General features: G+C 68.1%; 20 protein-coding genes and 1 pseudogene. 12 read left to right on the top strand and 9 right to left on the bottom strand.

Going from position 1 to position 21,958, the window contains the following annotated elements:
- Positions 1-66: 66 nt before the first annotated feature.
- Positions 67-906 carry an ATP-binding protein gene (locus QVG61_RS00645; RefSeq protein ID WP_289931367.1) on the top strand — a complete coding sequence of 280 codons (840 nt, stop codon included), beginning with the start codon at positions 67-69 and terminating at the stop codon, positions 904-906.
- Positions 907-909: 3 nt separating this feature from the next.
- Positions 910-1,788, top strand: a complete 879-nt coding sequence (locus QVG61_RS00640) for a lysophospholipid acyltransferase family protein (protein WP_289931365.1) — start codon at positions 910-912, stop codon at positions 1,786-1,788.
- A gap of 11 nt (positions 1,789-1,799) precedes the next feature.
- Here QVG61_RS00640 and QVG61_RS00635 read toward each other — a convergent pair whose 3' ends face one another.
- From QVG61_RS00635 to def, 9 genes are all read right to left on the bottom strand, one after another.
- The gene (locus QVG61_RS00635) at positions 1,800-2,375 is read right to left on the bottom strand and encodes a methyltransferase domain-containing protein (RefSeq protein ID WP_289931364.1); all 576 of its coding nucleotides are present in this window, start codon (positions 2,373-2,375) and stop codon (positions 1,800-1,802) included.
- Positions 2,372-3,823, bottom strand: coding sequence for a TrkH family potassium uptake protein (locus QVG61_RS00630; RefSeq protein WP_289931363.1), 1,452 nt, complete (start codon positions 3,821-3,823; stop codon positions 2,372-2,374). The genes QVG61_RS00635 and QVG61_RS00630 overlap by 4 nt, the downstream gene beginning before the upstream one ends.
- A gap of 27 nt (positions 3,824-3,850) precedes the next feature.
- Positions 3,851-5,224, bottom strand: a complete 1,374-nt coding sequence (gene trkA, locus QVG61_RS00625) for a Trk system potassium transporter TrkA (protein ID WP_289931362.1) — start codon at positions 5,222-5,224, stop codon at positions 3,851-3,853.
- Between the two features lie 22 nt (positions 5,225-5,246).
- Entirely contained in the window at positions 5,247-6,617 is a 1,371-nt protein-coding gene (locus tag QVG61_RS00620; RefSeq protein ID WP_289931361.1) for a sigma-54 dependent transcriptional regulator, read from the bottom strand.
- A gap of 94 nt (positions 6,618-6,711) precedes the next feature.
- A complete protein-coding gene (locus QVG61_RS00615; RefSeq protein WP_289931360.1) occupies positions 6,712-8,895 on the bottom strand; it encodes an ATP-binding protein in 2,184 nt (727 codons plus the stop codon).
- Complete coding sequence (locus QVG61_RS00610; RefSeq protein ID WP_289931359.1) at positions 8,877-9,473, bottom strand: DUF4390 domain-containing protein; 597 nt, start codon at positions 9,471-9,473, stop codon at positions 8,877-8,879. The genes QVG61_RS00615 and QVG61_RS00610 overlap by 19 nt, the downstream gene beginning before the upstream one ends.
- Complete coding sequence (rsmB, locus tag QVG61_RS00605) at positions 9,470-10,783, bottom strand: 16S rRNA (cytosine(967)-C(5))-methyltransferase RsmB (RefSeq protein WP_354671224.1); 1,314 nt, start codon at positions 10,781-10,783, stop codon at positions 9,470-9,472. Before rsmB ends, QVG61_RS00610 begins: the two co-directional genes overlap by 4 nt.
- Before the next feature lie 14 nt (positions 10,784-10,797).
- On the bottom strand, positions 10,798-11,745 hold the full coding sequence (fmt, locus tag QVG61_RS00600; RefSeq protein WP_289931355.1) for a methionyl-tRNA formyltransferase: 948 nt from the start codon (positions 11,743-11,745) through the stop codon (positions 10,798-10,800).
- 75 nt (positions 11,746-11,820) lie between these two features.
- Positions 11,821-12,363, bottom strand: coding sequence for a peptide deformylase (def, locus tag QVG61_RS00595; RefSeq protein WP_289931353.1), 543 nt, complete (start codon positions 12,361-12,363; stop codon positions 11,821-11,823).
- A gap of 191 nt (positions 12,364-12,554) precedes the next feature.
- Here def and QVG61_RS00590 point away from each other — a divergent pair, with 191 nt between their 5' ends.
- The 10 genes and pseudogenes from QVG61_RS00590 (at position 12,555) to QVG61_RS00545 (ending at position 21,938) form a co-directional block, all read left to right on the top strand.
- Positions 12,555-13,580, top strand: a complete 1,026-nt coding sequence (locus QVG61_RS00590; RefSeq protein WP_289931352.1) for a LysM peptidoglycan-binding domain-containing protein — start codon at positions 12,555-12,557, stop codon at positions 13,578-13,580.
- 24 nt (positions 13,581-13,604) lie between these two features.
- Positions 13,605-14,708: a DNA-processing protein DprA gene (gene dprA, locus QVG61_RS00585; RefSeq protein ID WP_289931351.1), complete on the top strand. Its 1,104-nt coding sequence runs from the start codon at positions 13,605-13,607 to the stop codon at positions 14,706-14,708.
- A 1-nt stretch (position 14,709) separates the two neighbouring features.
- Positions 14,710-15,189, top strand: coding sequence for a DUF494 family protein (locus QVG61_RS00580; protein WP_289931350.1), 480 nt, complete (start codon positions 14,710-14,712; stop codon positions 15,187-15,189).
- Positions 15,190-15,294: 105 nt separating this feature from the next.
- A complete protein-coding gene (topA, locus tag QVG61_RS00575; RefSeq protein ID WP_289931349.1) occupies positions 15,295-17,592 on the top strand; it encodes a type I DNA topoisomerase in 2,298 nt (765 codons plus the stop codon).
- Positions 17,593-17,596: 4 nt separating this feature from the next.
- The gene (locus QVG61_RS00570; RefSeq protein WP_289931348.1) at positions 17,597-18,160 is read left to right on the top strand and encodes a Sua5/YciO/YrdC/YwlC family protein; all 564 of its coding nucleotides are present in this window, start codon (positions 17,597-17,599) and stop codon (positions 18,158-18,160) included.
- A 135-nt stretch (positions 18,161-18,295) separates the two neighbouring features.
- The gene (locus QVG61_RS00565; protein ID WP_289931347.1) at positions 18,296-19,333 is read left to right on the top strand and encodes a GGDEF domain-containing protein; all 1,038 of its coding nucleotides are present in this window, start codon (positions 18,296-18,298) and stop codon (positions 19,331-19,333) included.
- A 166-nt stretch (positions 19,334-19,499) separates the two neighbouring features.
- Positions 19,500-19,961 (top strand): annotated as a pseudogene (locus QVG61_RS00560) (coproporphyrinogen III oxidase); the annotation flags it as partial.
- A 125-nt stretch (positions 19,962-20,086) separates the two neighbouring features.
- Entirely contained in the window at positions 20,087-20,566 is a 480-nt protein-coding gene (locus tag QVG61_RS00555) for a rubrerythrin family protein (RefSeq protein ID WP_289931346.1), read from the top strand.
- 52 nt (positions 20,567-20,618) lie between these two features.
- Positions 20,619-20,786 (top strand): rubredoxin RubA, encoded by a 168-nt coding sequence (gene rubA / locus QVG61_RS00550; protein WP_289931345.1) that lies wholly within the window; start codon positions 20,619-20,621, stop codon positions 20,784-20,786.
- Positions 20,787-20,792: 6 nt separating this feature from the next.
- Complete coding sequence (locus tag QVG61_RS00545; protein ID WP_289931344.1) at positions 20,793-21,938, top strand: FAD-dependent oxidoreductase; 1,146 nt, start codon at positions 20,793-20,795, stop codon at positions 21,936-21,938.
- Positions 21,939-21,958: the final 20 nt, after the last annotated feature.

The following is a 21,958-nucleotide window of genomic DNA, read 5'->3' as shown; positions in this document are numbered from 1 at the left end:
GCCTTGGTACTCCCGCTGGGGCGATGCTTGCCAGCGCCCCCATGCCCCCGGTACCTTTAGCGACCCATGGACCTCACCCCTCCCAAGGCCCTGTTGCGGCCGCTTGGCCGAGCCATCGCCGACTACCGGATGATCCGCGACGGCGACCGCATCCTGCTCGGCCTGTCCGGCGGCAAGGACTCGCTGAGCCTGCTGCACCTGCTGCGCCACCTGCAGCGCCACGCCCCGGTACACTTCGAGCTGGCCGCGCTGACCGTCGACCCCATGGTGGAAGGCTTCGACCCCTCGACCCTCGCCCCCCACCTGGCGGCGCTCGGCATCCCCTTCCACTACCAGCGCGAGCCCATCATGGAACGGGCCCGGGATCACATGCAGAAGGATTCCTACTGCAGCTGGTGTGCGCGCATGAAGCGCGGCACCATGTACACCACGGCCCGCCGCCACGGCTACAACGTGCTGGCCCTGGGCCAGCATCTGGACGACCTGGCGGAGAGCTTCCTGATGTCGGCCTTCCATGGCGGCCGACTGCAGACCATGAAGGCCTGCTACACCAACGATGCCGGCGATGTGCGCATCATCCGCCCGCTGGTCTATGTCCGCGAGCGCCAGCTGGCCGCCTTCGCCGGCGAGCGCGGCCTGCCGGTGATCAAGGACAACTGCCCGGCCTGTTTCCGCATGCCCACCCAGCGCGCGCACATGAAGGCGCTGCTGGCTGGGGAGGAGGAAAGCAATCCGGGCCTGTTCAAGGCGCTTCTCTCCACCATGCGCCCACTCATGGCAGAAGAAAGCGCGAAAATCATCAACGATTTCCCACTCTTCCCGGGAAAGCCACGAAGCCGCAAAAAGGGGCGGGGCAAGCGCGAGGAGAAGCTGCAAAGTGGGGATCACGAACAGGAATCGGCCTGAATCGTGCGCGCCCGCCTCGTAAAGGGCCTGATCTGGCTCACATCCAGGCTGCCGCTGCGGATCGATCACGCCCTTGGCGCCGCGCTCGGCTGGTGCCTCGCCGTCCTGCCCACGCCGCTGCGGCGGATCAGCGCCATCAACCTCGGCCTCTGCCTGCCGGAACACAGCCCGGAGGAACGCCGCCGCCTGCTGCGCCGCAGCCTGATGGAGACCGGCAAGGCGGCGCTGGAAACCGGCCCGCTCTGGACCTGGCCGGCCGAACGGCTGTTCCCGCTGATCCGCGAGGTGCACGGTGCCGAGGCGGTGGACGCGGCGCTGGCGGCGGGGGGCGGGGTGATCGTCGCCACCCCCCATCTCGGCAGCTGGGAGATGGCTGGCCTGTACTGCGCCGAACGCTGGGGCATCACCAGCCTCTACCGGCCACCGCGGCTGCGCGCCCTGGAAGCCCTGACCCGGGCCGGCCGCGAACACCTGGGTGCACGCCTGGTGCCCACCGACGCCGGCGGCATCCGCAGCCTGTTCGCCACCCTGCGTGGCGGCGGCGTGGTCGGCATCCTGCCGGACCAGGACCCGGGCGCCAGCGGCGGCGTGTTCGCCCCCTTCTTCGGGGTTCCGGCCAACAGCATGCTGCTGCTCTCCCGACTGGCGCGCAAGACCGGAGCGGCGGTGGTCTTCACCTACTGCGAACGCCTGCCACGCGCCCGCGGCTACCGCATGCACTTCCTGCCGGCCGCCGCCGGCATCGACGATGCCGACCCGCTGACCGCCGCCAGCGCCCTGAACCGCAGCGTCGAACAGTGCGTGCGTGCCCTGCCGGAGCAGTACCAGTGGAGCTACCGTCGTTTCCGCAGCCGCCCGCCGGGCGAAGCGCCGCTGTACTGACCCGCGGCCGCTCAGTCCTCGCGGATGGCCACCAGCTGGGCCTCGTTGCGCAGCCCCTGGCTCAGGTCGCCCTGGCGACCCTCGTCGCGGTAGAGCAGCGGCCGCAACGGCGCGAACAGCTCAAGCAGCTCACCTGGCGCCAGCCGGTAGGCGGGATTGCGCGGCCCGGCATCGTCCACCGCCTCGCGCACATAGGTCTGGTAATAGAGCAGCCCGCCGGGACGCAGGGCGGCGATCAGTGCCGGGGCCAGCGCCCGCTCCAGGAAACGGCTGACCACGATGACATCGAAGTGCCGCACCGCGGGCGGCTCGGCCAGCACATCGCGCACCTCGGCCTGCAGCGCCAGGCCGCCGGCGGCCGCCCGAGAGCGCAACTGGCCGATGGCCACCGGAGAGACATCCCAGGCGCTGACCTCGAACCCCCGCGCGGCGAGGTACAGGGCATTGCCGCCGCGGCCACAGGCCAGGTCCAGCGCCCGGCCGGACAGCGGCAGCAGATGACCGTAGTCATGCAGCACCGCGGCAGGCCGCGGCTCCTCGCTGGCCGCCCGGTAGATGGCATCCCACTTGTCGGCCGGCCCGCTCACCGCCGCCAGAAGGCCGGGGTGAGCAGCACCAGCAGGGTGAAGATCTCCAGCCGGCCGAGCAGCATGGCGAAACACAGTACCCACTTGGCGGTATCGCTGAGATTGGCATAGTGATAGCCGACCTCGCCCAGCCCCGGCCCCAGGTTGTTGATGCAGGCGGCCACCGCGGAGAAGGCCGTTACCTGGTCGAGGCCGGTGGCCATCAGGATCAGCATCATGATGCTGAAGGCGGCGACATAGCTGGCGAAGAAACCCCACACCGAGTCGATCACCGCATCCGGCATCGGCTTGTGGTTCACCTTGACCGGGATCTGCGCATTGGGGTGCACCAGACGGGTGATCTCGCGCATGCCCTGCTTCAGCAGCAGCAGGAAGCGGATCACCTTCATGCCGCCACCGGTGGAGCCGGCACAGCCACCGATGAAGCTGGTGAACAGCAGCAGCACCGGCAGAAAACCCGGCCAGTTGTAATACTCGGCGGTGGTGAAACCGGTGGTGGTACCGATGGACACGGCCTGGAACAGCCCATGGTGGGCGGCATCCCCCCAGTTGGTGAAGGTCCGGGTCAGGTACAGATAGAGCACGGTCAGGGCCGCCACCAGGCCCAGCACCCCGAGATAGGTACGCACCTCGGAATCGGCGAAATAGGGCCGCAGGCTCGCTGAGCGCCAGGCAGTAAAGTGCAGGGCGAAATTGATCCCGGCCAGCAGCATGAACACCACGGCGATCATCTCGATCAGCTCGGACTCGAAGAAGCCCATGCTCTGGTCATGGGTCGAGAAACCGCCGATGGCCACGGTGGAGAAGCTGTGGGCGATGGCATCGAAGCCGTCCATCCCGGCCAGCCAGTAGGCGAAGGCACAGGCCATGGTCAGGCTGAGATAGATGTACCACAGGGCCTTGGCGGTCTCGGTGATGCGCGGTGTCAGCTTGCTGTCCTTCATCGGCCCCGGCGTCTCGGCGCGGTACAGCTGCATGCCGCCGATGCCGAGCATGGGCAGCACCGCGACCGCCAGCACGATGATGCCCATGCCGCCGAGCCACTGCAGCTCCTGGCGGTAGAAGAGGATCGACTTGGGCAGGGCGTCGATGCCGGTGATCACCGTGGCCCCGGTGGTGGTCAGGCCGGACAGCGACTCGAACATCGAGTCGGTGAGCGACATGTGCGGCGCATCGCCGAGCATGAAGGGCACGGCACCGACGGCGCCCAGCACCACCCAGAACAACACCACCACCAGGAAGCCGTCGCGCAGCCGCAGTTCGCGGCGGTGGTGGCGCGCCGGCAGCCAGCACAGGAAACCGGCGGCGACGATGATCAGGAAGCCGTGCAGGAAGGGCATCAGCGCACCGTCCCGATAGAAGAGCGAAACCAGCATCGGCGGCACCAGGGTGACGCTGAACAGCATCATCAGCAACCCGAGGATGCGCTGGATGGTCTGGTACTGCATGCGCGGCGTCCTACCCGTTAACAGGCCCTAAAGAAAGAACACACCGACCTGGAACAGGCGCTCGACCTCGGGGATACAGCGCTTGTCGACCAGGAACAGGATGACGTGATCGCCGCTCTCGATCACGGTGTCGTGATGGGCGATGATCACCTGCTCACCGCGCACGATGGCACCGATGGTGGTGCCAGGCGGCAGCTTGATCTCCTCCAGCCGCCGCCCCACCACCTTGGAGGTCTTGGCATCACCGTGGGCCACCGCCTCGATGGCCTCGGCGGCGCCGCGACGCAGGGCGTGTACCGCCACCACGTCACCGCGGCGCACATGGGTCAGCAGACTGCCGATGGTCGCCTGCTGTGGCGAGAGGGCGATGTCGATGGTCTCGCTCTGCACCAGATCGACATAGGCGGCGCGGTTGATCAGCGACATCACCTTGCGCGCACCGAGCCGCTTGGCCAGCATCGAGGAGAGGATATTGGCCTCCTCATCGTTGGTCAGGGCGCAGAACACGTCGGTGTTCTCGATGTTCTCCTCCAGCAGCAGTTCCTCGTCGGCCGCGTCGCCGAGCAGCACGATGGTCCGCTCCAGACGCTCCGAGAGCATGCGCGCCCGCTCCGGGTCGCGCTCGATCAGCTTCACCTGGTAGCGCTTCTCCAGGGACTCCGCCAGGGCCAGGCCGATGTTGCCGCCGCCGGCGAGGATCACCCGCTTGACCGGCTTGTCCAGCTCGCGCAGCTCGCTGACCACGGCACGGATGTTCTCACGGGCAGCGATGAAGAACACCTCGTCGCCGACCTCGATCACGGTGTCGCCCTCGGGGATGATCGGCTTGCCGCGACGGAAGATCGCCGCCACCCGGGCATCGATGTTGGGCATGTGCTCACGCAGTTCACGCAGCTCGTGCCCGACCAGCGGCCCGCCGTGATAGGCGCGCACTGCCACCAGCTGCACACGGCCGTCGGCAAAGTCCAGCACCTGCAGGGCACCGGGGTGTTCGATCAGGTGCTCGACATACTCGGTGACCAGCTGCTCGGGGCTGATCAGCACGTCGATCGGCAGCGCCTCCTGGCTGAACAGCTTGGGCTGGTTGAGATACTCGGCGGAACGCACCCGGGCAATCTTGGTCGGGGTGTGGAACAGGGTATAGGCCACCTGACAGGCAACCATGTTGACCTCGTCGCTGTTGGTCACCGCGATCACCATGTCGGCATCGTCGGCGCCGGCGCGGCGCAGCACCTCCGGATGGGCGGCATGGCCGACCACGGTACCGATGTCCAGCCGGTCCTGCAGGTCGCGCAGCAGGGCCGCGTCGCGATCGATGACCGTGATGTCGTTGAACTCGCTGGCCAGATTGTGCGCCACCGAGGCGCCGACCTGCCCCGCGCCGAGAATGATGATCTTCATGCCTGCCTCGTCTCGCCCCCGCTCAGCTCGCGCCCTTCCTGACGTCGATGCCGAGCGCCTTGAGTTTGCGGTACAGGTGGGTGCGCTCCATGCCGACACGCTGGGCAAGCCGCCCGACGCTGCCACCCGCTTCCTTCAACTGACGCTCCAGATAGATCTTTTCGAACTGTTCACGCGCTTCGCGCAGGGGCAGGTCCATGGGCACGCCACCGAGCGCGTCTGCGGCACCGCCCTCGCTGGCGACGCGCAGCGCCGAGTCCACCTCCTCGACGCCGATCTCCTCACCGGCGCCGAGGATCAGCAGCCGCTGCACCAGGTTCTTCAGCTCGCGGATGTTGCCGGGCCAGGCGTAGTTGCGCAGCCGGTTCTGGGCCGCCACCGAGAAATGCCGGTAGGGCAGGTTCTCGCGATCGACGAAATAGTCGACATAGTAGTTGAGCAGCTCCGGCACGTCCTCGCAGTGCTCGGCGAGACGCGGCACCTGCAACGGCACCACGTTGAGGTGGTAATAGAGATCCTCGCGGAAGCGGCCGGCGGCCACCTCGCGTTCCAGATCCTGACGGGTGGCGGCAATGATGCGCAGATCGACCTGCACCGGCTCGTTGCCGCCGAGGCGTATGAAGTTGCGCGTCTCCAGCACGCTGAGCAACCGCGCCTGGGTCTGCTCGTCCATGTCGGCGATATCGTCCAGATAGAGGGTGCCGCCGTTGGCCTGCTCGAAGCGGCCATAGGAGAGCCGGCCGTCCTCCTCGCTGCCGAACAGTTCACGGGCCGAGGTCTGCTGGGACAGCGAGCCGACACTGACCTCGACGAAGGGGCCGTTGCGGCGGGCGCTGTTGGCATGCAGATAATGGGCGAAGGTCTTCTTGCCGGTGCCCGGTTCGCCGGAGATCAGTACCCAGGTGTCGTGCGCGGCCACCCGCCGGGCCTGTTCGCGGAGCTGCTGCATGATTTCGCTGCGGCCGATGGGCTCGGGAACGATCGGCTCCTGGCGCTTCAGGCCGACGTTCTCGCGCACCAGCTTGTCGGCCTCCAGGGCGCGCTCCACGGTGAGCAGCAGCTTGGCCAGGGAGATCGGTTTCTCGATGAAGTCGTAGGCGCCGAGGCGGGTCGCCTCGACCGCGGTCTCCACCGTACCGTGACCGGACATGACGATCACCGGGCAGGGCAGGGCGCCGCCCTCGGACCACTCGCGGAGCAGGGTGATGCCGTCCACATCGTCCATCCAGATGTCGAGCAGGATCAGGTCGGGGCGGCGGTCACGGCGCGCCTTGCGCGCAGCCTCGCCGTTCTCCGCCACCGTCACCTGATAGCCTTCGTCTTCGAGGATCTCCTTGACGAGGGTCCGGATGTCCGGTTCGTCGTCGACCACTAGAATGTGGGCAGCCGGCATAGGGTTCAGTGTCTGTGAGTCTGTGTCTGCAGCGCCTGGTGCGCGGCGTCGAGTATACCCCCTCGTCGGCCCGGCGCATACGCACGGCCCCGATTCAGTCGTCCCCGCCCCCCAGCAGCCGCAGGCGGACATGGACCACGGCACCTCCCTCCACCCCATTGGTGGCATGGATCACCCCGCCATGCTCCTCGACGATCTTCTTCACGATCGCCAGCCCCAGGCCGGTGCCCTTCGGTTTGCTGGTGACATAGGGCTCGAACAGGGTGTCGACCATGTCCTCGCGGAAACCGGGACCGTTGTCGCGCACGCTGAGATCGACATAGGCCACACCCTGCTCGCTGACCACCCGGGTCTCCACCTCGACGAGGCCGTCGCCCTGCTGCACCGCCGCCTCGCGGGCGTTCTTGATCAGGTTGTGCAGCAGCTGGCGGATGCGGTTGGCATCGGCCTCGATGCGCGGATCGGCCGTATCCAGCCGGGTGCGGATGGCGACCTGCGGCTGGCCACCGCGGTACAGCTCCAGCACCTCCTCGACCAGGCGGTTGAGATGCAGCGCTTCGAGCTGCATCTGCGGCGCACGGGCGTACTCGGAGAAGGCATTGACCATCTCCTTCATGGCCTCCACCTGCTGCACGATGGTGTGGGTGGCACGGTCCAGCACCTCGCCCTCCGAGGCCTCCATGCGCGGCAGGTACTTACGCCGCAGGCGCTCGGCGGAAAGCTGGATGGGGGTCAGCGGGTTCTTGATCTCGTGCGCCAGACGCCGCGCCACCTCGCCCCAGGCCGCGTCGCGCTGGGCCTGGATCAGGGCGGTGACGTCGTCGAACACGATCACCTGGCCTCCCGGGTGGCCGGCATCCCCCGGCAGGCGCGCTGCGCGGCAGATCAGCACCTGGCGGCCGCGGCGCCCGAACAGGGTGATCTCCTCCGTCCAGTGCCGCCTGCCCTCGCGCTGGTGGCGCTCGATCATCCTGCCGAGCGGTTCCAGGAAGGGATGGCGTTCGACCAGTGCCTGGAAGGTGGCGCCGGCCTCCTGGGCGAGGGGCACGCCGAGGATCTCGCAGGCGGCCTCGTTGACGGTGCGCAGCTCCAGCTCCGGCGACAGGCTGATCACCCCCGAGGACAGATTGCCGAGCAGCGCCTCCAGGTAGGCGCGCTGCCCCTCCACCTGCTGCTGGCTGCGCCGCGCCTCGTCCCGGGCCAGCGCCAGGCGTCGGGTCATGACGTTGAACGACTGCACCAGGAAGCCCAGCTCGTCGCTGCCGACCACCGACAGCTGCTTGCTGTAGTCGCCGTCGGCCACCGCCCGGGTGCCCTCGGCCAGGTCGCGGATCGGCGCCACCAGCCGGCGCGCCGAGAAGAAGGCCCCCCAGACCGCCGACAGCAGGCTGAGCAGCAGCACCACCGACAGGGTGAGGGTGTAGCTCTGCTTGAGCGGCTTGCGCAGATAGGCCAGCTCCTTGTAGCGCACATAGGCCTGCTCGACGCTCTCCGCCTTGCTGGAAAGACGCTCCGGGATGTCGTACAGGGCCTGCAGCACGCGCTGCTCGGCGGTCGGCCGCGCCGCCGGCACCGGCACCACCACCCGCACCTGCAAGCCCTCCTCGCCGGCCGGATCCAGGGCCACATAGGGCTGGCCCTGACGCAACTGGGCCAGCACCGCATCGGAGGGCCGGTCGGGGACGATATCGGTGGACTCGACACTGCTGGAGGCGATGATCCGGCCGTTGGCGCCGAGCAGGGTCAGCTCGCGTGCCCCGGACCGCACCCGCAGGTCGAACAGGCTCATCGGCGCCAGCGGCGAGGGCACCTCGGTGAGATCCTCGGCCAGGGCCTGGGTCTTGTGCAGCAGGTCGCGCAGCCGCACGTCGAAGGCCGAGCGGCTGAGTTCCAGGGCATCCTCCAGCGAGCGCTCGATCTGCACGTCGAACCAGCTGTCGATGCCGCGGTTGAGGAACTGCAGGGAGAAATAGTAGACCACCGACACCGGCAGCACGGCGAGGATCACGAACATCGCCACCAGCCGCGCCGTGAGCCGGGCACCGGCGGCCCGCTTGCGGTACTGCACCACCAGCCAGTAGAGATTGCTGCTGATCAGCACGGCGAGCACCATCAGGCCGATGGCGTTGGTCAACAGCAGCAGGGAATAGAGCCGGCCGAAGCGTTCCGAGTTGTGGGTGGCGTCGCTCATGAAGGACAGCGACACCAGCAGCAGGCCGAACAGCAGCAGCATCGGCCCCAGGCCGTGGCCGAGATGTCTCAGGGTTCGAGTTGCCATTGGTACCAGTCACTGCCCAGCCACCAGGCCCGCGAGACATAGGCCATCACCCGCAGCGGGGTCGGCAGGGCTTCGATGTCGAGCACGGCGCGCAGCCGGGCGAGGAAGGTGCCGCCGGACGGCAGCAGCTGACGGTCGAGCAGCGGGAAATCGCGCAGCGTGCCGAGGCGGTACAGCGCCTCGTTGAGGCTGGGGTAGCTCTGCCGCACGCCGGTACTCAGGTTCTCCAGCACGTAGCGTTCGCTCAGGGCGTGGTAGCGCAAGCGGTAACGTAGCGACAAGGCGGCCAGGGTCTCGTCCCACAACCAGTCGCGCGGGCGGATCACCTCCATCTGCAGCTCGAACACCAGCGGCACCCCATTCTCCAGCGCCTCCTTGACCGGCGCGCTGAGCGGAAAGACGATATTGGCATCCAGCCGGTAGACGCCATCGCGCAGCTCGGTATTGAGATCGCGCACCTGGAAACGCGGCACCGCCTCCGCGGCCGGCAGCGGTGGCGCCAGCAGCCACAGCAGCAGCAGCCACCCCCCCAGCCAGCCGGCGCCCCGCCCCGTCCCTGTCGTCGCCGCGTACCTCATGGCCGCTGTTTTAACAGACGGGCGTAATAGAAACCATCCAGACCGCCCGGTGGCTGGCCTTCGCCGGGCAGGATCTGCCGCCCCGCGGCCTGCGGCCGTCCCCAGCCGACCCCGTCCAGGGGCAGCTCGCGGGCATCCGGGGTGCGTGCCAGAAAGGCCGTCACCTGGCGCTCGTTCTCGTCACGCAGCACCGAGCAGGTCGCATAGAGCAGCAGGCCACCCGGAGCAAGCAGCGGCCAGAGGCTGTCGAGCAGCCGCGCCTGCGCCTTCAACAGTGCCTCGATGTCCGCCTCGCGGCGCAGCAGCTTGATGTCGGGGTGGCGGCGGATCACCCCGGTCGCCGAGCAGGGCACATCGAGCAGGATGCGCTCGAAAGGCTCGCCATCCCACCAGTCCGCGGGTCGGGCGGCGTCCGCGACGCGCGTCTCGGCCGCCAGCCCCAGCCGGGCGAGGTTCGCTTCCAGATCGGCCAGCCGACCGGCCTCGGCGTCGATCGCCAGCAGGCGGGCGAGGCGCGGCTCGCGTTCGAGGATGTGCGCTGTCTTGCCGCCGGGCGCGGCGCAGGCGTCCAGCACCCGCATCCCGGCGCCGGCATCGAGCAGGGGCGCGGCCAGCTGCGCCGCACCGTCCTGTACCGAGACCCGCCCCTCGGCGAAGCCCGGCAGGCGCTCCACCGACTGCGGCTGCGCCAGCACCACCCCCTGGTCGCCGATCGCCAGCGGCGCGGCCTCGATGCCGGCCGCCGCCAGCGCCTGCAGGTAGCCATCCCGCTCCATCTGCCGGGCGTTGACCCTGAGACACATCGGCGGCCGCCGGTTGTTGGCCTCGGCGATCACCGCCCAGTCCTCCGGCCAGTCGCCGCGCAGCCTCCTCAGCAGCCACTCCGGATGGGCCAGCCGCGCGGCCGGCTCGGCATCGACCTCGGCCAGCAGCTCGGCAGCGCGACGCTGGGCGTTGCGCAGCACCGCATTGACCAGCTTGGCCGCCCAGCCCTTGCCCGCCTCGCGCACCGCCTCGACGCTGGCGTGCACCGCAGCATAGGGTTTCACCTCGAGATAGAGCAGCTGGTAGAGACCGACCAGCAGCAGCCATTCGACGTCCCGGTCCTTGCGTTTCAGCGGTCGCTGCAGCAGACGGGCGAGCAGGGCGGAAAGCCGCGGCTGCCAGCGCACCACGCCATAGGCCATCTCCTGGGCGAAGGGCCGCTCGCGTGGTTCAACCTCGGCCAGCAGTGGCGGCAGGGCCGTGGTCAGCGAACGTCCGTCGAGCACCTGGCCCAGCGCGGCTGCGGCGGCGCGGCGTGCATTCAGCTTCGCCGTGGTGCTCAATCCGTCCCGCCTGCGTCACGCGGACCCAGGCGCTCGCCGACCGGCGACTGGGCATTGCTGAAATCGCCCCCACTGACCCGCTTGCCACCCGGCAGCTGGACCTCGGTCAGGCGCAGCCCGCCCTCGCCGCAAGCCACGTCGACGCCATCCCGGCCAGCGGCAACCACCTCGCCCGGCTCGCCGTCGACCGCCACCGGCCGGGCCCGCCAGATACGCAGTACCTGGCCGCGGAAACCGGTCTGCGCCACCGGCCAGGGATTGAAGGCGTTGATCTGGCGCAACAGCTCGACCGCCGGACGGGTCCAGTCGAGCTCCGCCTCCGCCTTGCTCAGCTTGGCCGCATAGGTCGCCTGGCTCTCGTCCTGGGGCTGGGGGTCCAGTTCGCCAGCGAGAATGGCGTCCAGCCTGTCCACCAACAGCTGCGCACCCAGCTGCGCAAGCCGGTCGTGCAGCTCGGCCGCGGTCTCCAGCTCGCCGATGGGGCAACGCGCCTGGGCCAGCATCGGCCCGGTGTCGAGTCCGGCCTCCATCTGCATCAGGGTGACGCCGGTCTCGCGATCACCGGCGAGGATGGCGCGCTGGATGGGTGCGGCCCCGCGCCAGCGCGGCAGCAGAGAGGCGTGGATGTTGACGCAGCCGCGGGTCGGCAGATCGAGCACCGCCTGGGGCAGCAGCAGACCGTAGGCGACCACCACCATCAGGTCCGGGGCATAGCCGGCCAGCACCTGCTGGGCCTCCGGCTCACGCAGGCTGGCCGGTTGTTCCACGGGGATGCCGCGCTCCAGGGCAAGCGTCTTCACCGGGCTGGCGCGCAGCTTGCGGCCGCGGCCGGCCGGCCGGTCGGGCTGGGTATAGACGGCCACCACCTGGTGACGGCCATCGTCGAGCAGGGCCTGGAGCGGCGGAACGGCGAACTCGGGAGTACCGGCAAAGAGGATGCGCATGGAGACAGGTGTCTATCTAATGTGAAGGCCGACAGGATATAGCAGTCGGCGGGAAGGGACCACGCCAGCCGAGCCTCAGATGACGGGCTCCGGATGCTTGAGCGGCTCGGCGGGCAGGCTGTGCTGGCGCCGGGCCTTCTCCAGCTTCTTGCGGATCCGCTGGCGCTTGAGGCTGGACAGATAGTCGACGAACAGCTTACCGTCCAGGTGATCGATCTCGTGCTGGATGCAGACCGCCAACAGGCCGTCGGCCTCCAGCTCGAAGGGCCGGCCGTCGCGGTCCAGTGCCCGCACCCGCACCGAATCGGCGCGCTGTACCTTTTCGTAGATCCCGGGCACCGACAGACAGCCCTCCTCCATCTCCTCGACGCCGTCACGCGCGAGGATCTCGGGATTGATCAGCACCAGTGGCTGATCCTTCTCCTCGCTGATGTCGATCACGATCAGCCGCCGGTGGACGTTGACCTGGGTCGCGGCCAGGCCGATGCCCGGCGCCGCGTACATGGTCTCGAACATGTCGTCGATCAACCGGCGCAGCGCATCGTCGACCTGTTCCACGGGCTCGGCACGGGTTCGCAGACGTTCGTCGGGAAAGTGGAGGATTTCGAGCTTGGCCATGTGCTGTGCTTCACAAACGCCTTTCGCGCATTGGGATATATTGCTAAAGTAACTCGCTAAGGCTTCGATAATACTGGAATTCAAGCCCTGTTTACACAGCGCGCTGGACAGGGTTATTGGACAGGGAGGCCCGCCGGCGGCGTGCCAGCCACCGGGCCACCGTACCGGCCCCAAGAATCAAAGGGACGCATATGGCCAGAAAACTGTTTGGATTCATCCTCGCCGCCTGCTTCACCGTCCTCAGCTGGGCGGACGAAATCGCCCTCAACCCCGACCATCCCGAGCGCTACGTGGTGGTGCCGGGTGACACCCTGTGGGACATCTCGGCCCGCTTCCTGCGCGATCCCTGGCTGTGGCCGGAGGTCTGGTACGCCAATCCGCAGATCGAGAACCCCCATCTCATCTATCCGGGCGACGTCATCCGCCTGGTCTACGTCGACGGCCGGCCCCAGCTGCGCGTCGAGCGCGGCCGTCCCACGGTCAAGCTGTCGCCCCATGCCCGGGTGACCCGCATCGACCAGGCCATCCCCACCATCCCGATCGACGCCATCCGCCAGTTCCTCACCCAGCCGCTGGTGGTGAGCGAGGAGACCCTGAAGGCGGCACCCTATGTCCTCGACAGCCCGGATGAACACATCGTCACCGGCGCCGGCGACCGCATCTATGTGCGCGGCATCAGCAGCAACGCCTATGGCCGCTACAACCTGTTCCGCCCCGGCGAGCCCTTCACCGACCCCGAGACCGGCGAGCTGCTCGGCCACGAGGCGGTCTATGTGGGCGACGCCCGGGTACAGCGGTTCGGCGACCCGGCCACCCTCACCCTGACCCGCACCAGCCGCGAGGTCAACATCGGCGACCGCCTGATGCCGGTGGAGGAGGACGAGATCCACCTGTCCTTCCTGCCGCACCCGCCGCAGCCGGGCCTGCGCGGCCAGATCATCTCGGTGCTGGACGGCGTCAGCCAGATCGGCCAGTACCAGGTGGTGGTCATCAACCGCGGCAAGCGTGAAGGCATGGAGGTCGGTCACGTACTGCGCGTCATGCAGGCGGGCGAGACCATCCGCGACCGCATCGCCGGCGGCAAGGAGAAGGTCAGGCTGCCCGACGAGGAGGCCGGGCTGATGCTGGTGTTCCGCACCTTCGACAAGGTGAGTTTCGGGTTGATCATGGAAGCGACCCGGCCCATCCATGTACTGGATATCGTCACCACGCCCTGAATCCCGCACGCGGCGGCCGGCCGCATGAGCCGCGCCGAGGAGGAGCTGCTGGCCTGGCTGCGCCTGTGGCGCGCCCCCGGCATCGGCAGCGCGACCTTCCGGCGGCTGCTGGACCTGGCCTCACCCGCCGAGCTGCTGGCCGGGCCGCCGGCCGAGCTGCCGCCGGAGCTGCGCGAGGCCCTGCGCCGGAGCGACCCCGGTGCCGCCGAGGCCGACCTGCGCTGGCGAGAGGCGCCCGGACGGCACATCCTCACCCTGCACGACCCGGCCTATCCCGCCCTGCTGAAGGAGATCCCCGACCCGCCGCCCCTGCTGTTCGTGCAGGGCGATCCCGGCTGGCTCTCGGCCCCGCAACTGGCCGTGGTCGGCAGCCGCAACCCCACCGCCGGCGGTATCCAGACCGCCCGTGATTTCGCCGCCTGCCTGGCCCGCACCGGCCTGCTCATCACCAGCGGCCTGGCACTCGGCATCGACAGCGCCGCTCACCGCGGGGCGTTGCAGGCGGGCGGCGCCACCCTGGCGGTGACCGGCACCGGCCCCGACCGGGTCTATCCGGCCCGCAACCGCGAGCTGGCCCACAGCATCGCCGGACAGGGCGCGCTGGTCACCGAGTTCCCGCCGGGCACCGGGCCGCGGCCGGAGAACTTCCCGCGCCGCAACCGCATCATCAGCGGCCTCAGCCTCGGCACCCTGGTGGTCGAGGCGGCACCGCGCTCCGGTTCCCTGATCACCGCCCGCCTGGCCACCGAGCAGGGTCGGGAGGTGTTCGCCATCCCCGGCTCCATCCACAATCCGCTGGCCCGCGGCTGCCACGCGCTGCTCCGCCAGGGCGCCAAGCTGGTGGAGACAGCCGCCGACATTCTCGAGGAACTGGGGCCGCTGGCCGGCACGCTGCAGGCATCCGCGACGGCGGCGGAAACCGCGCCGCAGCGGGACGCCGGGCTCTCCGACGACCAGCAGGCGCTGCTTGAATCCCTTGGCTACGATCCGGTTTCCGTGGACCAGCTGGTGGAGCGCAGCGGATTGACGGCAGAGGCGGTTTCCTCCATGCTCCTGATCCTAGAGCTGGATGGCTACGTCTCCGCGCTGAGCGGGGGGCGCTATGTCCGGACCGAGAAGAGAGGTTGAAATGAAAGAAAGCATGCTCGACGTGCTGATGTATCTGTTTGAAAACTATTACATGGACGAGGATATCGAGCCCCAGCCGGATCGCGATTCGCTGCATGTCGAGTTGCTCGAGGCCGGCTTCGCCCCCGCCGAGATCAACAAGGCCTTCGATTGGCTGGAGGGCCTGACCCGGTTCCGCGACAGCGGCATCCCGGCCGCCCAGACCGCCCACGCCATCCGCCTGTTCACCGAGGCGGAATGCCAGCGGCTGGACGTGGAATCCCGTGGCTTTCTCATGTTCCTGGAACAGATGGGCATACTCACCGCCAGCAGCCGCGAACTGGTCATCGACCGGGTCATGGCGCTGGACGCGGCGGACGTCGACCTCGAGCAACTGAAATGGATCATTCTCATGGTGCTGTTCAACCAGCCCGGCCAGGAGGCCGCCTACGCCTGGATGGAAGACCTGGTCTTCGACGACACGCCCGGCCGGCTGCACTGAACCCGTGGCGCGGGACCGACCCCGCGCCGCGCACGCCCGCCCGCCCCCTCCGTGGCGGAGGGCGGCCCCTCCCAGAACCCTTTTGACCCCCTGACCAATGGCATCATGAGCAAGCACCTGGTGATCGTCGAATCCCCGGCCAAGGCCAAGACCATCAAGAAATACCTGGGCAAGGATTTCGAGGTGATGGCCTCCTATGGCCACGTGCGCGACCTGGTACCCAAGGGCGGCGCGGTCGACACCGAGCACGACTTTGCCATGAAGTACCAGGTGATCGACAAGAACGCCAAGCACGTCGACGCCATTGCCAAGGCGATGAAGAAGGCCGATGCCCTGTATCTCGCCACCGACCCGGACCGCGAGGGCGAGGCCATCTCCTGGCATCTGTACGAGATCCTCAAGGACCGCGGAGTGCTGAAGGACAAGCCGGTCTACCGGGTGGTGTTCCACGAGATCACCAAGCGCGCCATCCAGGAGGCCATCGAGCATCCCCGCGAGCTGTCCATGGACCTGGTCAACGCCCAGCAGGCGCGCCGGGCCCTGGACTACCTGGTCGGCTTCAACCTCTCGCCGCTGCTGTGGAAGAAGATCCGCCGCGGACTGTCGGCCGGCCGGGTGCAGAGCCCGGCGCTGCGCATGATCGTCGAGCGCGAGGAGGAGATCGAGCGTTTCAAGCCCCGCGAATACTGGACCATCGAGGCCGACCTGGAAAAGGACAGCCAGGACTTCAGCGCCAAGCTCAGTCAGCTGCACGGCAAGAAGCTCGGCCAGTTCGACATCGGCAAGGCCGAACAGGCCCACGCGGTGGAGAAGGAGTTGCTGGAGGCGGCGGGCGGCCAGCTGACCGTCGGCAAGGTGGAGAAGAAGCAGCGCCGGCGCAACCCCTCGCCGCCCTTCACCACCTCGACCCTGCAGCAGGAGGCCTCGCGCAAGCTCGGTTTCTCCGCCAGCCGCACCATGCGCGTCGCCCAGCAGCTCTACGAGGGCATCGACACCGGCAGCGGCTCGGTGGGTCTGATCACCTACATGCGCACCGACTCGGTCAACCTGGCCAACGAGGCGCTGGACGAAATCCGCGCGCTGATCGCCGAACGCTACGGCAAGGACAACCTGCCGGACAAGCCGCGGCTGTACAAGACCAAGGCCAAGAACGCCCAGGAGGCCCACGAGGCGATCCGCCCCACCTCGGCGCTGCGCACCCCCGAGGAGATCAAGCAGTACCTGAGTACCGACCAGTACAAGCTCTACAGCCTGATCTGGAAGCGCACCATCGCCTGCCAGATGATCCACGCCACCATACACACGGTGGGTGTCGATTTCCCCTGCGGCGAGGGCAACATCCTGCGCGCCACCGGCTCCACCGTGGCCAAGCCCGGTTTCATGGCCGTCTACCAGGAGAGCGTCGACGACAAGAAGGCCGGTGGCGAGGAGAAGCTGCTGCCGCCGCTGGAGGAGGGCGACGTCGTCAAGCTGCTGGCCATCCGCCCGGAGCAGCACTTCACCGAGCCGCCGCCGCGCTACACCGAGGCCAGCCTGGTCAAGACTCTGGAGGAACATGGCATCGGCCGGCCCTCGACCTACGCCACCATCATCTCCACCCTGCTGGCCCGTGAATACGTCACCCTGGAGAAGCGCCGCTTCCAGCCGACCGATGTCGGCCGCATCGTCGCCAAGTTCCTCACCGACCACTTCACCCAGTACGTCGACTACGACTTCACCGCGCGCCTGGAGGACGACCTCGACGAGATCGCCCGCGGCGAGCGGGAATGGATCCCGCTGCTGAAGAGCTTCTGGGAGCCCTTCCACAAGCAGGTCGAGGACAAGGAGGCCAGCGTCTCGCGCAAGGACGTCACCACCGAGGCGCTGGACGAGAGCTGTCCGAAATGCGGCAAGCCGCTGCAGATCAAGCTCGGCCGCCGCGGCCGCTTCGTCGGCTGCTCCGGCTACCCGGAATGCGACTACACCCGCAACCTCGGCGAGGACGCGGCATCCGCGGAACCGGAGGTGGTCGAGGGCCGCAAGTGCCCGGAATGCGGGTCCGACCTGATCATCCGCAGCGGCCGCTACGGCAAGTTCATCGGCTGCTCCAGCTATCCCGACTGCAAGCACATCGAGCCGCTGGAGAAACCCGAGGACACCGGCGTCCCCTGCCCGGTGTGCGGCAAGGGCAGCATGCTCAAGCGCAAGTCGCGCAATGGCAAGATCTTCTACTCCTGCTCCACCTACCCGGACTGCAAGTACGCGGTCTGGAACGAGCCGCTCGACGAGCCCTGTCCGGAATGCGGCTGGCCGATGCTGACCCTGAAGACCACCAAGCGCCGCGGCACCGAAAAGGTCTGCCCGCAGAAGGACTGCAAGTTCGCCGAGCCGGTGGAAACCGCCGAGGCGGACGAGGCCGGCTGAGAGCATGCCGCTGCGCCCCTGGCAACTGCGCCAAGCCTGCCAGTATCTGCATGCGGGCGGCCTGCTCGCCTATCCCACCGAGGCGGTCTACGGCCTGGGCTGCAACCCGCTGGACCGCGATGCCGTGCTTCGCCTGCTGCTGCTCAAGCAGCGCCCCGCAGCCAAGGGCCTGATCCTCATCAGCGACGATTTCGCCCGGCTGCAACCCTTTCTCGAACCCCTGCCGGCGGCCCGCCGGCGGGCGGTGCTGGCCAGCTGGCCCGGACCCGTCACCTGGGCCTGGCCGGTCCGTCCCTGGGTCCCCTACTGGCTGCGCGGCGAACATTCGACGCTGGCGGTACGGGTCACCGCCCACCCGCCGGCCGTCGAACTGTGCCGCGCCTTCGGCCTGCCACTGGTTTCCACCAGTGCCAACCCGGCCGCCCGGCGGCCCGCACGCACCCCCCTGAAAGTTCGAAAATATTTCGATGGATCAATCGATTGCATCCTGCACGCGGCGACCGGGGGCGATCCCGCGCCGACCCCGATCCGCGATGCCCGCAGCGGCCGCTGGCTGCGCCCCGCCTGACACCTCGGAAATACTGGCACAAAAACTGCTTGTTTTGCGCCAACAAGAATAATGATGACGACATCCCGTCGTCCCAGACACACGGCTTTATATCTACCGGACATAGAGGGCGGACCGACAGGGGGCCGAGGCGACATGCACTATCAGGAATCCAACGACCGGGCGGCGGAATTCGTGCGGCAGGCACTGCCGCTCATGTCCCGCCACCAGATACCGGCCAGCCCGGACCACTACACCGTCTGGTATGAATACGTCAGTGGCCGCAACCAGGCGCTGAAGACTGCCATCGACGAGGTCCTCGCCCGCCACCAGCAGCTCTCCGCCGAGTTCAGCAAGCAACTCTACGACCGCTACTTCCTCGACCAGGAGGCGCGCATCGCCGAGCAGATGCGGCTCGAGGTGCAGCAGATGGTGGGCGCGGTGCTGGAACAGCTCGGCCACTCCGGACAACAGGCGGACCACTACGGCAAGGTGCTGGCCGACTACCACAGCCGCCTCCACGGCAAGCTGGACAACGCGCAGTTCCGCCAGCTGTTGGGGGAATTCATGGCCGAGACGCGCGCCATGCAGCAGGCCAACCGGGAACTGCAGGCGCGCCTCGACCGGACCACCAGCGAACTCGACCAGCTGCGCCAGGAACTGGAGCAGGCCCGTCAGGCCGCCACCGTCGACAGCCTGACCGGCATCGCCAACCGCCAGGCCTTCGACGAGGCGCTGGCCGAGGCCATGGCCCAGGCCACGGCCGACGACCAGCACCTGTGCCTGATCATGGCCGACATCGACAACTTCAAGCACTTCAACGACAGCCACGGCCACCTCACCGGCGACAAGCTGCTGCGGGTGATCGCCGGCCTGCTGTCCGAGGGGATCAAGGGACAGGATCTGGTGGCACGCTTCGGCGGTGAGGAATTCGCCATCCTCCTGCCCAACACCCCGCTGCGTGGCGGACTGACCGTCGCCGAGCACCTGCGTGCCACCGTCCAGCAGCAGCGCCTGCGCAAGAAGGACACCCAGGAACCGCTCGGCAGCGTGACCCTGTCCATGGGCGTGGCCCTGTACCGCCCGGGCGAATCCGCCCACAGCTTCATCGGCCGGGCCGACGCGGCGCTCTATCACTCCAAGCGCTTCGGTCGCAACCGGGTCACCATCGAAACCCAGGTGCCTGCCGCCTGAGGCAGCGGTTCCATGGCCGGGCCGCCGGCTGCTATAGTGGGGCCATCGCCCCCACTCTTGTCCCGCCACCATGCCTCGCCCCGAGCCACGCGCCGTCCAGCACTACCTGCTCGAACTCCAGGAGCACAGCAGCGGACAGCTGCAGGCGCTGGAGGGCAGGGCGCGTTTCCGCGAGGACCTCTACCCGCGTTACAAGGCCTGGTGCGACGACTACTTCTTCCTCCCCCATCGCAACGAACCTCGCGGCATCGGCGGCCTGTTCTTCGATGACCTGAAGCAGTGGGATTTCCAGACCTGTTTCCGCTTCCTGCGCAGCATCGGCGGCCACTACCTGCCGGCCTATCTGCCGATCGTCGAACGGCGTCGCGACATCCCCCGGGGGGAACGCGAACGCCAGTTCCAACTCTACCGCCGCGGCCGCTACGTCGAGTTCAACCTGGTCCACGACCGCGGCACCCTGTTCGGTCTGCAGTCCGGCGGACGCTGTGAGTCGATCCTCATGTCCCTGCCACCGCTGGCCAGCTGGCGCGACGACTGGCAACCCGAGGCGGGCAGCGAGGAGGCCCGACTCTATGAACACTTCCTCCGGCCCCGCGACTGGCTGGCCGGCGAGGAACCGGGGAAGTGAAAGGGCGGCCGGCCCTGATGATAGCTAATAGCTATCAATATAATTTAAATAATCAATTAGACCAATCATATGCAGGGACTTAAGCTGTATCCCGTCAACAGCGAACAGCCACGGGAGAAACCGAGATGAACGACAGCAACCCTGAATCCATCACCGTCAAGAACCTGGAAGCCGCACTGGCCGGCGAGTCCATGGCCCATATCAAATACCTGTACTTCGCGCGCATCTGCCGCGCCCAGGGTGACGAGGAAACGGCAGCCATCTTCGAGGCCACCGCCGCGCAGGAGGTGCAGCATGCCTTCGGCCACATGGATCTGCTCTACCCACCGAGCGAGCTCGATCCGGCACGCTGCCTGGAACTGGCCATTGCCGGCGAGACCCACGAGTACACCGAGATGTACCCGAGCTTCCGGCACCTCGCCGAACAGGAACAGCGCGAGGACGCGGTGCGCGAGTTCGACGCCCAGATCGAGGAATCACGCGAACACGCGGAACGCTTCCAGACCATGCTGGCCAAGGCCGCCAAGCGCTTCGCCGCACTGACCAAGGTCGAGCAGCGCCACGCCCGCCACTACCGCGAGGCACTGGACCAGGTCAGGCGCTGAGACGCCATCCTGAACCGTATCGAATTTACTGAACAGAAACGGAGAGATCGACATGAAGAAATGGCAATGCATCGTCTGCGGCTTCATCTATGACGAGGCCGCGGGCCTTCCCCAGGAAGGCATCGCGCCCGGCACCCGCTGGGAGGACATCCCCGACGACTGGGTGTGCCCGGAATGCGGGGTCGGCAAGGAGGACTTCGAGATGATCGAGGACGAGTGAGGCATCATGCAACCCATCCTCATCATCGGCAGCGGACTGGCGGGCTACTCGGTGGCCCGCGAGTTCCGCAAACTGGACCAGGAAACGCCGCTGCAGATCCTCAGCCGCGACGACGGCGCCTTCTATTCCAAGCCCATGCTGTCCAACGCCCTGGCCCAGGGCAAGACAGCCGAGCAGCTGGTGATCAGCAGCGCAGCCCGGATGGCCGGGCAGCTGGACGCCGAGATCCTCGACCACTGCCAGGTGGAGGCCATCGAGCCGGCCGCGCGGCGGGTGCGCAGCAACCGCGGCGAGCATCCCTATCGCCAGCTGGTGCTGGCCCTCGGCGCCGACTCCATCCGTCTGCCGATCGCGGGCGACGGCGCGGCCGACATCCTCACCGTCAACGACCGTCTGGACTATGCCCGCTTCCGCACTGCCCTGGAAGGCAGGCGACGGGTCGCCATCATCGGTGCCGGGCTGATCGGCTGCGAGTTCGCCGACGACCTGCTCGCCAGCGGCCACCAGGTGAGCCTGATCGATCTGGGCAGCCACCCGCTGGGACGCCTGGTTCCGGAGGCGGCGGGACGCGCCCTTGAGGCGCGGCTCAGCGAACGCGGGGCGGACTGGCATCTCGGCGTCTCGGTCGAGGAGGTGAGCCGGGAAGGGGATGGCTACGCCCTGCGCCTCTCCGACGGCAGCCGCCTGCACGCCGGGTTGGTGCTGTCCGCCATCGGTCTTAAGCCGCGCACCACCCTGGCTGCGGCCGCCGGCCTCGAGGTGGGCCGCGGCATCCGCACCGACCGCTGGCTGCGCAGCAGCCAGCCCGACATCTACGCCATCGGCGACTGTGCCGAGGTGGAAGGCCTGCTGCTGCCCTTCGTCATGCCCATCATGCAGGGAGCCCGCGCCCTGGCCCGGACCCTCGCCGGCCAGCCGACGCCGGTGGCCTATCCAGCCATGCCGGTGGCGGTGAAGACCCCCAGCTACCCGCTGGTGGTGGCACCACCGCCCGTGGACGCCGTGGGTGAATGGCAGCTCGAAGAGGACGACGACGGGCTGCGCGCCCTGTTCCGTGACGCGGCGGGGCGACTGCTGGGATTCGTGCTGGGCGGCAAGCGGGTGGCCGAGAAACAGGCGCTCGGCCGTCGGCTGCCACCCCGCCTCGACTGAGCAACGCCTGCCGGGCGACA

Origin of the sequence: Thiohalobacter sp. IOR34 (assembly GCF_030406045.1) — a bacterium.
Classification (GTDB): Bacteria; Pseudomonadota; Gammaproteobacteria; order Thiohalobacterales; family Thiohalobacteraceae.
Note: the sequence above shows the minus strand (reverse complement) of the source record. Positions and strands in the feature narration are given on the sequence as shown.